Below are 13266 nucleotides of genomic sequence, written 5' to 3' on the forward strand. Positions count from 1 at the left end.
TATTTTTCGTGACATGGTGTGCGCTGCCCTGGCGGCAGCGAGCGCTTACAGGTGGCGGACGTCAAGCGCTGGCGTGGTCCAGTTGTCGTTGCGGCCATCGAGGTAGCGCACCGGCGCGGCCGCCAGTTCCTGCGCCGAAGCGTCGTCGAGGCAGGCCAGCACCACCGCATGGAAGGCGCCCAGCGCTGATGACTCGCCGGTCGAGAAGGTGTTGATGCCGCACTGGCCGCAGAAATAATGGGCGTCGCGGCGGGTGGCGTAGCGGTATTCGCGCAGCGCGTCGGCACCGCTCATCAGGCGGAATCTTCTCGATGGCACCTGCGCCGCCCAGAAGCGCATCTTGGTGCAGATCGTGCAGTTGCACTTGATCGTGCCGCTTGCGAGGTCGATGTCGGCCTCGAATCGCACGCTGCCGCAATGGCAGCTGCCGTGGTAGGTTTTCATTGCCGTCCCCTGGATCCCTGACCCCGCCACGATACCGCGGACAGCCCTGGCATGAGGAGCAAATCCATGCCCCGCGGCCCATTTCATTTGTGCGGCATAAAATGCTGCCTTGCGGGTGGCGCGGGCATCGAACGCGGCGCCCTGGTGCCCGCAGCGCAGGTGATCGGGGAGCCGGGCCTGGCTAGGTAGGCCTGGCAGCCCGCCACGCTTCAAGGCCGAAATCGTAAACGGAGACCGCCTGCGCATTCCACACTTCTTCGCCGCGGTACTGCATCCCGAGCCGCTGCATGACGCGGGCGGAGTCCAGGTTGCGCGGATCGCAGATCGCCGCCAGGCGCGGCGCCTTCAGATCCTCGAACGCGAAGGCCGCCATGCGCCGCGCGCTTTCCGTCGCATAGCCGCGTCCCCAGCGGTCCGGGCGCAGGCGCCAGCCGATTTCGTGGGAATTAGCCGGGTCATGCCCGAGGTGCTGGATGCAGCCGGCGCCTACCAGCTCGCCCGACTCCTGCTCGATGAAGCTCCACCACGAATAGCCAACCGTTTGCCAGCGGCCCTGCACGCGCTCGATCATCGCAAGGGTCTCTTCCGGCGTCTCTGGCCTGCCGCCGATGAAGCGCGCAACCACAGGGTCGGCGTTCAGTACGCGCAGGCCCGCATAGTGGTCGAGGCAGATCGGCTCCAGGCGCAGGCGCGCGGTCGTCAGGATCGTCATGCGCTTACTGCCCGATCTCGTCGCAGAACGCCTGCAGCAGGCGCTCGCCTTCAGGCCAGGGACCGTGGCCGGATTCGGTGTTCACGTGGCCTGCGTCGCCGATCTCGACCAGCCGGCTGCCCCAGTTTGATGCCAGGACGTGCGCGCGCTCAGGCGTGATGTAGGGGTCGTTGGCGCTGGCCAGCACCATGCTGGGGAAGGGCAGGGCTGCCTGCGGGATCGGGGCGAAGCCGTTGACGGGCACCGGGTAGGAGGGGGCTTCGACATCGCTCGGTGCGACGAGAAAGGCGCCGGCGACTTTCAGCGGCGAGCCGCTTTGCGCCCAGTGCGCGACCAGCATGCAGCCCAGGCTGTGCGCCACCAGGATGGGCGCGCCCTGGCAGGCGGCGATGGCGGCGTCCAGCTCGGCCACCCATTCGTCGCGGTCCGGGCAGTTCCAGTCGCGGTGCGGAGCCTTGGTCCATTGCGGGTAGCGTCCCTGCCATTGGGTTTGCCAATGCCCGGAGCCGGAATTCCACAGGCCTGACACGATCAGTACGTCGCACTTCATACCGCCTCCACCCTTGGTAAAAGATCAAGGGCGATTGTACGTCGAAACGGGGCCGTGCATCAGCGGCCCTTCGGTCAGCCGCCGGGCCCGACTACGGCGGATGGCAGCACGGCGCGCTTGCCGCCTGCGCCCAGCAGCCGCTCGAACCGGGCGCGGTAGGCCTGGCGACGGCGCTCGGTCACGGCGCCCAGCGCCACCGTGGCGGCGGCGATGAGGACGCTCACGGCCAGCACGTCGATGTTCGAGCGCGGGTCGTGCGGGTAGAGCGCGAGCCAGAGTTCGATCACCAGCGCGTGCGACAGGTAGAGGGTGAAAGTATGCGAGGCAGCCAGCTGCCAGGCCGGGGCGAAGCGCAGCAGCGCGGTGAACCGGGCGTCGCGCGCACAGGCGAAGTTGGCGAGCACGATGGCGCAGACCAGGTAGTCGGACAGGAAGCGGTCGGCGCTGCCCAGCGGCAGCGCGGGGAACGGCCACCAGCAAAGGGCCGCGGCGCGCAGGCCGCCTTCGACGTCGGCCGCGGCATACAGGCCAAAAGCCAGCACGCTGGCACACCAGCCGAGGCGCGCCGTCTTGATGCCCATGAGCGGACGGCCGCTGCTCCTCCGGTAGCAGCGGCTGAGCCAGACCCCGCTCAGCCAGACCGGCAGCAACAGCCACAGCTTGTAGCCCATGAGGGCCAGCACCAGCGCGACCGCGAGCGTGCGGGGCGCGCCGCGCAGGTAGCAGGCCAGGCCGAACAGCAGGTAATACCAGGCCTCGTAGCCGAGCGACCAGTAAGGCAGCATGAAGGGCGGGACTTCGGCCAGTTGCCAGTGTTCGCCGAGGAACAGCAGGTGGAAGGGCAGGTAGAGGTAGGGTTTATCGAGCGTGTAGCCGGCCGTCGACTCGAAGCCGGTTGCCGCGCGCAGGAGCGCCGCGCACGCAAAGGCCAGCAGCAGCACCGGCAGCACCACCGAGTACAGGCGCGACAGGCGCGCCACCGCATAGGCGCGCGCGGAAGGGTTGCGCTGCGCCGTGCTGGAGGCGATCACGAAGCCCGACAGCACGAAGAAAACGATCACGGCCTCGCGGCCCATGTCCGGCAGGGCGCCCCAGGCGCCCGCGGGAATGATGCCGAAGAACTCGAAATGCGCGAGCACGACCACGACCGCGGCCAGTAGCCGGGTCAGGTCGAGATAGAGCGAAAAAGGGCGCTCGAGCGGGTCTTGTTGATATGGCATTGTTTCTGTAAATCATGACAACAATGCGATCATACACCGCTTACTGATGAGTTAGCTCAAAGTGCGGTCCGCAGCGCAAACAGCTCCGGGAACAGCACCACGTCGAGCATCTTGCGCAGGTAGCTGGCGCCCGAGGTGCCGCCGGTGCCCGTCTTGAAGCCGATGATGCGCTCGACCGTGGTCACATGGCGGAAGCGCCAGAAGCGGAAGGCCGTTTCCAGGTCGACCAGCTTCTCGGCCAGCTCGTACAGGGCCCAGTGGCGCTCGGTGTCCTGGTAGACGTTCAGCCAGGCCGCTTTCACGGATTCATCGAGCTCGGTGGGCCGGGTCCAGTCGCGCGCCAGGCGCTCGGGCGCCACCGCGAAGCCGCTGCGCGCCAGCAGCATCACCGCCTCGTCGTAGACCGAGGGCGTGTGCAGTTCGTGCGCGAGCACCGCATGCGCCTCGGGGAATTTCTCGTGCACGCCGACCAGGGTGGCGTTCTTGTTCCCCAGGATGAATTCGAGCTGGCGGTACTGGAAGGACTGGAAGCCGGACGAGGCGCCCAAATAGGGGCGGATCGCCGTGTATTCGGGCGGCGTCATGGTCGCCAGCACGTCCCAGGCGTGCACCAGTTGGTCCATGATGCGGGCCACCCGCGCCAGCATCTTGAAGGCCGGCGGCAGGTTGTTCTCGCGGATGTTGCGGCGCACCGCCTGCATCTCGTGCAGCATCAGCTTGATCCACAGCTCGCTGGTCTGGTGCTGGATGATGAACAGCATCTCGTTGTGGTTGGGCGAGAGCGGGTGCTGGGCCGACAGGATCTGGTCCAGGCCCAGGTAGTCGCCATAGCTCATCGACTCCTTGAAATCGAGTTTGGCGCCATGCCATTCGGCGGTCTTGTCGGCGCTGCTTTCATTACCTGCGCTCATCGGGCAGCCGGGGGTGGTGTTCGTTTGCTCGTTCATGCGTCCTCCTCAAGTCACTGCGCCGCGCTCGAGCGCCACGTCGTAGGCTTTGCTGTCGAGGATGTCCTTCAGGATCGCCACCGCGTCCCACACGTCGGCGTAGCCCGTGTACAGCGGCGTGAAGCCGAAGCGCATGATCTCCGGCTCGCGGTAGTCGCCGATCACGCCGCGCTCGATGAGGGCCTGCATCACCGCATAGCCGTACGGATGGGTGAAGCTGGCCTGGCTGCCGCGGCGCGCATGCTCGCGCGGGGTCACCAGCCCGAGTGGGTGGCCGGCGCAGGTGCTTTCCACCAGCTCGATGAACAAGTCGGTCAGGGCCAGCGATTTTTCGCGGATCGCGGCCATCGAGGTTTGTTCGAACACCTCGAGCCCGCATTCGACCAGGGCCAGCGACACCACCGGCTGGGTGCCGCACAGCGCGCGGCCAATGCCGTCGCAGGGCGTGAAGCCGTGCGACATCGCGAAGGGTTTCGCATGGCTCCACCAGCCGGTAAGCGGATGGGCGAAGCGCTCCTGGTGGCGTTTCGGCACCCAGATGAAGGCCGGCGCACCAGGGCCGCCGTTCAGGTATTTATAGGTGCAGCCCACTGCGAAGTCGGCTTCCGCAGCATGCAGGTCGAGCGGCACCGCGCCGGCCGAGTGGGCCAGGTCCCAGACCGCCAGCGCGCCGTTCGCGTGCGCATGGCGGGTCAGCAGGGTCATGTCGTGCTGGAAGCCGGTGCGATAGTTGACGTGGGTGAGCATCAATACGGCGCAGTCGGCATCGACCGCGCCGGGAAGTTCTTCCACGGAGTCGACCAGGCGCACCCGGTAGCCGCGCTCGAGCCATTGGGCCAGGCCTTCGGCCATATAGATATCGGTCGGGAAGTTGCTGCGCTCGGTGACGATGGTGCGGCGGGTGCTGCCTGCGCCATCGGCCTGCAGGTGCAGCGCGGCGGCCAGCGCCTTGAACAGGTTGAGCGAGGTGGTGTCGGTGACGGCGACTTCGCCATCAAGCGCGCCGATCAGGGGCGCCAGGCGGTTGCCGAGGCGCTTGGGCATGTCGAACCAGCCGGCCGTGTTCCAGCTTTTGATCAGGTCATTGCCCCATTCGCGGGCAACGACTTCCTGCGCGCGCTGCAGGGCGGCCCTGGGGCGGGCTCCGAGCGAGTTCCCGTCCAGGTAGATCACGCCGGGCGGCAGGTCGAAGCGCTCGCGCAGGGCGCGCAGCGGGTCGTTGTGGTCGCGCGCCACGCAGGCGTCGCGGGTGATGGAGATGCTCATGCGGTTTCTTTCAATGGCAGTTCACGGAGTATGGCCCGTACCGGGCTGGCATCCATGCCGGCGAATTTCAGGGGCAGGGCGACCAGTTCGTAGTCGCCTTCGGGTACGTCGTCGAGCACGATGCCTTCCAGGATGGCCATGCGCGCGGCGCGCACCGCATGGTGGGCGTCGAGCGTCTTGGAATCCTGCGGGTCGAGCGAGGCGGCATCGGTGCCGACCAGGATCGCGCCGCGGCTGGCCAGCAGTTCGATGGCCGCCGGGCTGATGGCCGGGAAGGACGGGTCCCAGGCGCCTTGCGGGGCGCAGGCATAGGTGCGCAGCAGGACGCGCGGGGGCAGGCCATCGAGCTTGTCCGCGAGGTGGCGCGGCTCGACCGCCGCCACGCCCACGCAATGGATTACGCGGCAGGCGCCAATATAGGGGCGCAGGTCGACCCGGTCGATGCTGCTGCCGGCCGGGTCGTAGTGGCTGGGGGCGTCGGTATGGGCGCCGAGGTGGGTGGTCATCGTCATGCGGCTGACCTGGACCGGGCAGCCGCCGCCGATTTGCCATGTCGGTCCGGCCTCGAAGGGCGTGTCGCCCGGCCAGACCGGGATGCCGGCCGAGATCAAGGGGCTGATGTCCCAGAGTCGTAAGGATTCCATGCACTGCCTTTGCGGATGGTTGAGGCCTGAAGCTTCGTGAGCCCCGCAGTGTAGCAAGTTCCAGGGGCTGCCGTCCCGATTTGTTGGCTCAACGACAAGGTTTCCGTAGCCTGCGAAATATTTTTAAATTTTTTTCGAAACAGCCCTAAAGTTCCCGGCGGCCCTGCCGTTACCCCTATCAGAAGCGCAGTAATGGGCCTTGAAAAAATATTTTCAACAAGCCCTCAAGTTCTTGCCAGGCGCTCCGTTAATGAAGAAGCAGGACGGTTTGAGGATGCAAAAAATTTTTTGCGCACACCCTCAAGTTCTCCTGAAGCTTGACGTAAATCGTAGCAAGCGCACGGCAGAACTACCGTCAAGCGCGTACAACTCGGCCGCATTCCGGCACCTTCTCCAGCCCTTTTCATAGGGGCGCCAGAGCGATCCAGCAGGGTTTGTCAGACAAACTCCTACGGGTCCTGTCCGTCATTATCGGACGCAAAATACAGACTTCGTCCAATTCCTCAAAAGTTGCTCCACGGTCAAAATCTATCTCATCGGCAACACGGAAGTCGCCGACACAACGGATACGGAGATAGAAATGACGATGAACGACATGATGGCTGAAATTCGCGACGCAAACCTGAGCTACCTGATGCTCGCGCAGCAGATGATCCGTGCCGACAAAGTCACCGCCATCTTCCGCCTCGGCGTCTCGGCCGACATCGCCGACCTGATCGAAGGCATGAGCAACGCCCAGATCCTCAAGCTCGCCGGTGGCAACATGATGCTGGCCCGCTTCCGCTTCGACGACACCGCCATCCTGTCGATGCTGACCAGCCACACCAAGGACCGCAGCCTGGCCCAGTCGCACGCCGCCATCCTGATGGCCGGCCAGCCAGCTGAAGAGATCGTATAATTCCCGCTACTGCGGCTCCGCCGGGGCCGCGTCGCACGTAACACGTAGGGCGGGAGCAGTATATGAGCAAGAAAAGCGTCGTATCCGAAGCGCAGGAAATCGGGCTCGCCATCGAGCTGATCAACCTGGGCGCGCGCCTCCAGCTGCTCGAAACCGAAGTCTCGCTCTCCCGCGAGCGCCTGCTCAAGCTCTACAAGGAACTCAAGGGCGTCTCCCCGCCCAAGGGGATGCTGCCGTTTTCCACGGACTGGTTCCTGACCTGGCAGCCGAACATCCATTCCTCGCTCTTCATCAATATCCATAACTTCCTGGTCGAACACGCTGGCGCTACCGGCGTCCAGGCAGTGATGAAGGCGTATAAACTCTACCTCGAACAAATGCCGCCCGAGCCGGGCGAAGAGCCGCTGCTCTCGCTCACCCGCGCCTGGACCCTGGTGCGCTTCTTCCAGAGCGGCATGCTGGTGCTGGCTCCTTGCGGCAAGTGCCAGGGCAAGTTCATCGTCAACGCGCTCGACTTGAATGCCGACTACCTGTGCGGCCTGTGCCACATGCCTTCGCGCGCCGGCAAGACGCGCAAGGCCAGGGACGCGAAAGACGCGCAGGATGCGCAGGACGCCCGCGACGCGGCGGCCAACCAGGCCGAGTGAAACCCGCAGTTTCGGCGCTGCTGCTGCAGGTCGCCGCCATCCCGCTTGCTCTTGGCGTGGTCTGGGTTCTGGCCAGTGCTGGCCTGCCGATGTCCTATTCCGTCGTCGCCCTCGTGCAGGGATTGACCGCCGCAGGCCTCACCTGGTGGCGGGGCCTGGCCAGCTGGTGGCGCGTCATCCAGCTGCTGTTCCCGCTTGGCCTGTACGGCACGGCCCAGCTGGCCATCCCGCCGTTTGTCTACCTGGCCGTCTTCCTCTTCCTGTTGCTGCTGTACTGGTCCACCTACCGCACCCAGGTGCCGTACTACCCGTCGAACCGCCACGTGTGGGATGCGGTGGCGAGTGTGCTGCCGGCTACCGGGCCGGTGCGCGTCATCGACATCGGCAGTGGCCTGGGCGGCCTGGTGTTGAACCTGCAGGCGCGCCGTCCCGGCATCGAGGCGACCGGGATCGAGCTGGCGCCGCTGCCCTGGTTCGTGAGCCGGATGCGCGCCTGGCTCGGTGGGAGCAGGGCGCGTTTCATGCGTGGCGACTATCACCTGCTCGACTTTTCTGCGTTTGATGCCGTGTTCGCCTACCTGTCGCCGGCGGCCATGCCGGCCCTGTGGCGCAAGGCCGCGCGCGAGATGCGGCCCGGGTCGCTCCTGCTCAGTTATGAATTCGTCATTGAAGATCATTTACCGAACCGTACCGTCTATCCCACAGAGGGTGGACCAGCCCTTCATATCTGGCACTTTTAGGCGACAAAACCGGCCTTTTTGCTTGCCGGTGGGCCATTCTCCCGATAGAGTGGTTCCCTGCATCAACTTTGCCTGAAATCACTTTTTTTGTTTGGCGAGCCGGAGAAACCTTTCCCGGCCTTTCTGGAGCGGGATTCCCTTGTTAGTCATTATCGGTTACGTCATCGTCTGCGCCAGTGTCTTTGGCGGCTTCGCCATGGCCGGCGGTCACCTGGCCTCGCTGTGGCAGCCGATCGAGCTCCTGATGATCGGCGGCGCCGCCGTCGGCGCCTTCTTCGTGGGTAACACCATGAAGAACGTCAAGGCGACCGCCAAGGCATTCCCGAGCATCTTCAAGGGTTCGCAGTACACGCGCGACATGTACATGGAGCTGATGGCGCTGCAGTTCGACGTGCTGTCGAAAGTGCGCAAGGAAGGCCTGATGTCGATCGAAGGCGACATCGAAGCGCCGGACGCTTCGCCGCTGTTCTCCAAATACCCGGCCGTGCTGGCCGACCATCACATCATCGAATTCATGACCGACTACCTGCGCCTGATGGTGTCGGGGAACATGGACGCGATGCAGATCGAAAACCTGATGGACAACGAGATCGAGACCCACCACCACGAAGGCGCGGTTCCCGCCCACGTGATCGCCAAGGTCGGCGATGGCCTGCCGGCCTTCGGTATCGTCGCCGCGGTGATGGGCGTGGTGCACACGATGGAATCGGTGGGCCTGCCGCCGGCCGAGCTGGGCATCCTGATCGCGAAAGCGCTGGTCGGCACCTTCCTCGGCATCCTGCTGGCCTACGCGTTCGTGAGCCCGCTCGGGAACGTCCTCGAACAAAAACTCGAAGAATCGACCAAGATGTTCCAGTGCGTGAAGGTCACGCTGCTGGCGAGCCTGAACGGCTACGCGCCGGCGCTGGCCGTCGAATTCGGCCGCAAAGTGCTGTACTCGACCGAGCGCCCGACCTTCGCCGAGCTCGAAGAACACATCAAGAAGAAGAAGTAAGCCCGTGACGCGTCTTCATTCCGATCAACCGCGCAGTAAGCTCACTACCGGGAGCGAACATGGCCGATGAAGGCATGCGCCCCATCGTCGTCAAGCGCATCAAGAAGGTCGCCGCCGGCCACCACGGCGGCGCCTGGAAGATCGCCTATGCCGACTTCGTGACCGCGATGATGGCCTTCTTCCTGCTTATGTGGCTGCTCGGCTCGACCGCCAAGGGCGACCTGGAAGGCATTTCGGAATACTTCAAGACCCCGCTGAAGGTCGCGATGGCGGGCGGCTCCGGCTCGGGCGACTCCTCGTCCGTGATCAAGGGTGGCGGCACCGACCTCACGCGCCGCAACGGCCAGGTCAAGAAGGGCGACATCGACCCGAGCGCGAAGACGTATAACCTGGAAGCCGCAAAGGCCCAGGTGGCCAAGGCCGAAGCCGAGCGCCTCGAATCGCTCAAGGCCAAGATCGAGTCGGTCATCGAGGTCAACCCGCTGCTCAAGAAGTACAAGAACCAGATGCTGCTCGATATCACCAGCGAAGGCCTGCGCATTCAGATCGTGGACGAGCAGAACCGCCCGATGTTCGCGCTGGCGCGGGCCGAAGTGCAGCCCTATACCCGCGAAATCCTGAACGTGATCGGCATGGTGCTCAACGAAGTACCGAACAAGATCGGCCTGTCGGGCCACACCGATTCGACGCCGTATGTGAGCGACGCCGGCTACAGCAACTGGGAACTGTCGGCCGACCGCGCCAACGCCTCGCGCCGCGAGCTGGTGCGCGGCGGGCTGTCGGACGACAAGGTATTGCGCGTGGTGGGCCTGGCCGCTGCCGCCCACCTCGATCGCGCCGATCCGTTCAACCCGATCAACCGCCGGATCAGCATCATCGTGATGAACAAGCGCACCGAAGATGCCGTCCAGCGCGACAACGCCAACCTCGAGGTGCCCGCGCAGCAACCCGCGGCGGCAGCGCAAGCAGCCCTCGCCGGCGCCGGCGCGCCGGTGAAGAACTAGCCGGCCAGGAGAATGAGCATGACAAGAAAAAAGATACTCGGTTCGCACGTGAAACGCCTGCTTTCGGGCGTCGCCGTGCATGGCCGCCGCCACCTGACGGAAGTCGAAACCGACCTGCTGCAGACCGAATTGCTGCTGGAAGAAGCCATCGACAAGCTCACCTGCAGCTTCATGGCGATCCACTCGGCCGTCGGCACGCGCCAGGAAGCGATCAACCGCCTGCTGGCGGGCGGCACGCCAAGCGCCGAAGACAGCGCCCACCTGGCCGACATGTCGGGTGAGATCGGCCAGCACGTGAATACGGCGATCACCAGCATGCAGTTCCAGGACATGACCAGCCAGCTGATCGACCGCACGCTGCGCCGCGTGGCCGGCCTGCGCGAATTCCTCGGCACGCTGAGCGAACATGGCGCGGACATCGCGCCGGAAACGGACAGCGATGAAATCGTCGAGCGCCTCGGCAAGGTCAGCATGGCGCTGGCGATCCAGTCGCTCGAGCTGCGCAGCATGCTGCGCAAGTCGGTTGAACAGCAACATCTCGAAAGCGGGGACATCGAGCTTTTCTGAGCTTGATGGCCACCATACCTATAACCGGATATCCGGACTTAAAACAGCAGGAGCAAAACATGGCAAAAACGATTCTCGCGGTCGACGATTCCAGTTCGCTACGCCAGATGGTGGCGTTCAGTCTCAAGGCAGCTGGCTATAACGTGGTGGAAGCCGTGGACGGCCAGGATGGCCTCGACAAGGCCAAGCTGCAGAGCGTTGACCTGGTCCTGACCGACCAGAACATGCCGCGCATGGACGGCCTGGCCCTGATCAAGACCCTGCGCACGCTGCCGGCCTACGCCAAGACCCCGATCCTGATGCTGACCACCGAATCGTCGGACGAGATGAAGGCCAAGGGCCGCGCCGCCGGCGCCAATGGCTGGCTGGTGAAACCCTTCGATCCACAGCGCCTGATCGAAGTGGTCAAAAAGGTCATCGGCTAACGCGATGACGCAGCAGGCTATTCAAGGGATTGCACCATGACGATCGACATCAGCCAGTTTTACCAGGTCTTTTTCGACGAGGCAGAAGAGCTGCTCGCCGAGATGGAGCGGCTGCTGCTGGGCGTTGACGTAGCAATGCCCGACCCGGAAGACCTGAACGCGATTTTCCGCACCGCCCACTCGGTCAAGGGCGGGGCATCGACCTTCGGCCTGACCGACATGAGCGAAGTCACGCACGTGCTCGAGTCGCTGCTGGACCGCATCCGCAAGGGTGAGATGGCGCTGACTTCGAACCATGTGGACGCCTTCCTGGCGGCCAAGGACAGCCTCAAGATGCAGCTCGACGGCCACCGCCACGGCGCGAACGTCGACCAGGAAGCCGTCGCCAATGTGCGCATGGTGCTGCACGACCTGGCCGAGGGCCTGGTGCCGCAGGCGCCGGTCGTCGCGCCGTCTTATCTCACCGCCGAAGCCAAGACCCATCATCCGGTCGAAGGCGCGCACCGCTACAAGATCGAACTGCCGCCGGTCGAGCAGCGCGACATTACCGCCCTGGTCGATGAACTGGGCCTGATGGGCCGCGCGAAAGTCACGCCGCTCGATGGCGGGCGCAGCGCGATCGTCATCACCACCCACGAAAGCCTGGACGACGTCATCGCCATCTGCTCGTTCGTGCTGAATCCCGAAGACCTGAAGATCTTCGAGGCGCCGGCCCTCACGCCGGAACAGCGCGCGCTGGAGGCGGCCGAGCGCAAGCGCATCGAGAACGACCAGGGCTATGGCTTCTTCGACTGCGACGACGAAACGTCAAACAAGGTCGAGGACGACCTGTCGGACGACGAGCGCGGCTACGGCTTCTTCCAGCCGATCGAGCAGATCCGCGCGCAAGCCGGCATCACGGACGAAGCGCCGCAGCAGGTCGTGGCGGTGCAGCGCCAGGAGCCGATCGAAGTGTCCGAGCTGGCGGCCGAGAAGAAGGCGGTCAGGAAGGACCCGGGCGCCGAATCGTCGTCGATCCGCGTCTCGGTCGAGAAGGTCGACCAGCTGATCAACCTGATCGGCGAGCTGGTGATCACCAACGCCATGCTCGAGCAGCGCAGCAGCAACCTCGACCCGATGGGGCACGAACGCCTGCTCAATTCCATCAGCCAGCTCGGGCGCAATACGCGCGAGCTGCAGGAAGCGGTCATGTCGATCCGCATGATGCCGATGGACTTCGTGTTCTCGCGCTTCCCGCGCATGGTGCGCGACCTTGCCTCGAAACTGGGCAAGAAGGTCGACTTCATCACCAATGGCGCCGCGACGGAACTGGACAAGGGCCTGATCGAACGCATCGTCGACCCGCTGACCCACCTGGTGCGCAACAGCATCGACCACGGCATCGAGATGCCGGCCGCGCGGGCAGCCGCGGGCAAGTCGGAAGCAGGGCGTCTGTTCCTGTCGGCCGGCCACCAGGGCGGCAACATCGTCATCGAAGTGGCGGACGACGGCGGGGGGCTGAACCGCGAGCGCATCCTGGCCAAGGCGCTTGAAAACGGCCTGCCGGTAGCCGACAACATGAGCGATTCGGAGGTCTGGCAGCTGATCTTCGCGCCGGGCTTCTCGACCGCAGAGCAGGTGACCGACGTTTCCGGCCGCGGCGTCGGCATGGATGTCGTCAAGCGCAACATCATGGCCATGGGCGGCACGGTCGACATCCGTTCGGCGCGCGGCTTCGGCACCACGATCTCGATCTCGCTGCCGCTGACGCTCGCCATCCTGGACGGCATGTCGATCCGCAGCGGCGACGAGATCTACATCCTGCCGCTGTCGTTTGTCGTCGAATCGCTGCAGCCGCTACCGGACGACATCCGCGAGATCGCCGGCCGCGGGCGCGTGCTGAAGGTGCGCGGCGAATACCTGCCCCTGATCCCGCTGTACCAGATGTTCGAGATCGCCCCGCGCATCACCGACCCGTCCCAAGGCATCGTCGTCATCCTCGAAACCGAGGGCAAGAAGGCGGCGCTGTTCGTGGACGAACTGGTGGGCCAGCAGCAGGTCGTGGTCAAGAACCTGGAAGCGAATTACCGCAAGGTGGCCGGCATTTCCGGCGCCACTATCCTGGGCGACGGCGGCGTTGCCCTGATCCTGGACGTGGCCGCGCTGGTGCGCTCGTCGCGCCAGCTGGTCGATGGCGCCGCCATCCTATAATCATTTACACCTCGAGGA

At 64.8% G+C, this 13266-nt stretch carries 15 protein-coding genes; 8 read left to right on the forward strand and 7 right to left on the reverse strand.

All coding sequences use genetic code 11. The features are described from left to right. Positions 1-45 precede the first annotated feature (45 nt). The 7 genes from AC56K1_RS01265 to kynB all read right to left on the reverse strand — a co-directional run bounded on the left by AC56K1_RS01265 (position 46) and on the right by kynB (position 5783). A complete protein-coding gene (locus AC56K1_RS01265; protein ID WP_497156037.1) occupies positions 46-444 on the reverse strand; it encodes a GFA family protein in 399 nt (132 codons plus the stop codon). 181 nt (positions 445-625) lie between these two features. After that, entirely contained in the window at positions 626-1156 is a 531-nt protein-coding gene (locus tag AC56K1_RS01270) for a GNAT family N-acetyltransferase (protein ID WP_497156038.1), read from the reverse strand. A gap of 4 nt (positions 1157-1160) precedes the next feature. Then, on the reverse strand, positions 1161-1706 hold the full coding sequence (locus AC56K1_RS01275; RefSeq protein WP_497156039.1) for an RBBP9/YdeN family alpha/beta hydrolase: 546 nt from the start codon (positions 1704-1706) through the stop codon (positions 1161-1163). Between the two features lie 74 nt (positions 1707-1780). Then, entirely contained in the window at positions 1781-2926 is a 1146-nt protein-coding gene (locus tag AC56K1_RS01280; RefSeq protein WP_497156040.1) for an acyltransferase family protein, read from the reverse strand. 56 nt (positions 2927-2982) lie between these two features. Next, positions 2983-3873: a tryptophan 2,3-dioxygenase gene (kynA, locus tag AC56K1_RS01285; RefSeq protein ID WP_497156041.1), complete on the reverse strand. Its 891-nt coding sequence runs from the start codon at positions 3871-3873 to the stop codon at positions 2983-2985. A gap of 9 nt (positions 3874-3882) precedes the next feature. After that, complete coding sequence (kynU, locus tag AC56K1_RS01290; RefSeq protein WP_497156042.1) at positions 3883-5139, reverse strand: kynureninase; 1257 nt, start codon at positions 5137-5139, stop codon at positions 3883-3885. Next, on the reverse strand, positions 5136-5783 hold the full coding sequence (gene kynB / locus AC56K1_RS01295) for an arylformamidase (protein ID WP_497156043.1): 648 nt from the start codon (positions 5781-5783) through the stop codon (positions 5136-5138). Before kynB ends, kynU begins: the two co-directional genes overlap by 4 nt. 580 nt (positions 5784-6363) lie before the next feature. Here kynB and flhD point away from each other — a divergent pair. The 8 genes from flhD to cheA all read left to right on the forward strand — a co-directional run bounded on the left by flhD (position 6364) and on the right by cheA (position 13248). Then, the gene (gene flhD, locus AC56K1_RS01300; RefSeq protein WP_171081135.1) at positions 6364-6681 is read left to right on the forward strand and encodes a flagellar transcriptional regulator FlhD; all 318 of its coding nucleotides are present in this window, start codon (positions 6364-6366) and stop codon (positions 6679-6681) included. Positions 6682-6743: 62 nt separating this feature from the next. Then, a complete protein-coding gene (gene flhC, locus AC56K1_RS01305) occupies positions 6744-7328 on the forward strand; it encodes a flagellar transcriptional regulator FlhC (RefSeq protein ID WP_497156044.1) in 585 nt (194 codons plus the stop codon). After that, positions 7325-8068, forward strand: coding sequence for an SAM-dependent methyltransferase (locus tag AC56K1_RS01310; protein ID WP_497156045.1), 744 nt, complete (start codon positions 7325-7327; stop codon positions 8066-8068). The genes flhC and AC56K1_RS01310 overlap by 4 nt, the downstream gene beginning before the upstream one ends. A 139-nt stretch (positions 8069-8207) precedes the next feature. Then, entirely contained in the window at positions 8208-9062 is an 855-nt protein-coding gene (gene motA, locus AC56K1_RS01315; protein WP_497156046.1) for a flagellar motor stator protein MotA, read from the forward strand. 59 nt (positions 9063-9121) lie between these two features. After that, complete coding sequence (gene motB / locus AC56K1_RS01320; RefSeq protein ID WP_497156047.1) at positions 9122-10066, forward strand: flagellar motor protein MotB; 945 nt, start codon at positions 9122-9124, stop codon at positions 10064-10066. A gap of 18 nt (positions 10067-10084) precedes the next feature. Further along, on the forward strand, positions 10085-10633 hold the full coding sequence (locus AC56K1_RS01325; protein WP_497156048.1) for a chemotaxis protein: 549 nt from the start codon (positions 10085-10087) through the stop codon (positions 10631-10633). 59 nt (positions 10634-10692) lie between these two features. Then, on the forward strand, positions 10693-11058 hold the full coding sequence (locus AC56K1_RS01330) for a response regulator (RefSeq protein ID WP_036248827.1): 366 nt from the start codon (positions 10693-10695) through the stop codon (positions 11056-11058). A 36-nt stretch (positions 11059-11094) separates the two neighbouring features. Next, positions 11095-13248, forward strand: a complete 2154-nt coding sequence (cheA, locus tag AC56K1_RS01335) for a chemotaxis protein CheA (protein WP_497156049.1) — start codon at positions 11095-11097, stop codon at positions 13246-13248. The last annotated feature ends 18 nt before the right edge of the window (positions 13249-13266 follow it).

It is taken from the genome of Telluria sp. ZB4P37 (assembly GCF_059685855.1).

Excerpts from the sequence above, each read along its gene's own strand:
- AC56K1_RS01265 (WP_497156037.1), bottom strand. The coding sequence starts at position 444 with ATGAAAACCTACCACGGCAGCTGCCATTGCGGCAGCGTGCGATTCGAG.
- AC56K1_RS01270 (WP_497156038.1), bottom strand. The coding sequence starts at position 1,156 with ATGACGATCCTGACGACCGCGCGCCTGCGCCTGGAGCCGATCTGCCTC.
- AC56K1_RS01275 (WP_497156039.1), bottom strand. The coding sequence starts at position 1,706 with ATGAAGTGCGACGTACTGATCGTGTCAGGCCTGTGGAATTCCGGCTCC.
- AC56K1_RS01280 (WP_497156040.1), bottom strand. The coding sequence starts at position 2,926 with ATGCCATATCAACAAGACCCGCTCGAGCGCCCTTTTTCGCTCTATCTC.
- kynA (WP_497156041.1), bottom strand. The coding sequence starts at position 3,873 with ATGAACGAGCAAACGAACACCACCCCCGGCTGCCCGATGAGCGCAGGT.
- kynU (WP_497156042.1), bottom strand. The coding sequence starts at position 5,139 with ATGAGCATCTCCATCACCCGCGACGCCTGCGTGGCGCGCGACCACAAC.
- kynB (WP_497156043.1), bottom strand. The coding sequence starts at position 5,783 with ATGGAATCCTTACGACTCTGGGACATCAGCCCCTTGATCTCGGCCGGC.
- flhD (WP_171081135.1), top strand. The coding sequence starts at position 6,364 with ATGACGATGAACGACATGATGGCTGAAATTCGCGACGCAAACCTGAGC.
- flhC (WP_497156044.1), top strand. The coding sequence starts at position 6,744 with ATGAGCAAGAAAAGCGTCGTATCCGAAGCGCAGGAAATCGGGCTCGCC.
- motB (WP_497156047.1), top strand. The coding sequence starts at position 9,122 with ATGGCCGATGAAGGCATGCGCCCCATCGTCGTCAAGCGCATCAAGAAG.
- AC56K1_RS01325 (WP_497156048.1), top strand. The coding sequence starts at position 10,085 with ATGACAAGAAAAAAGATACTCGGTTCGCACGTGAAACGCCTGCTTTCG.
- AC56K1_RS01330 (WP_036248827.1), top strand. The coding sequence starts at position 10,693 with ATGGCAAAAACGATTCTCGCGGTCGACGATTCCAGTTCGCTACGCCAG.
- cheA (WP_497156049.1), top strand. The coding sequence starts at position 11,095 with ATGACGATCGACATCAGCCAGTTTTACCAGGTCTTTTTCGACGAGGCA.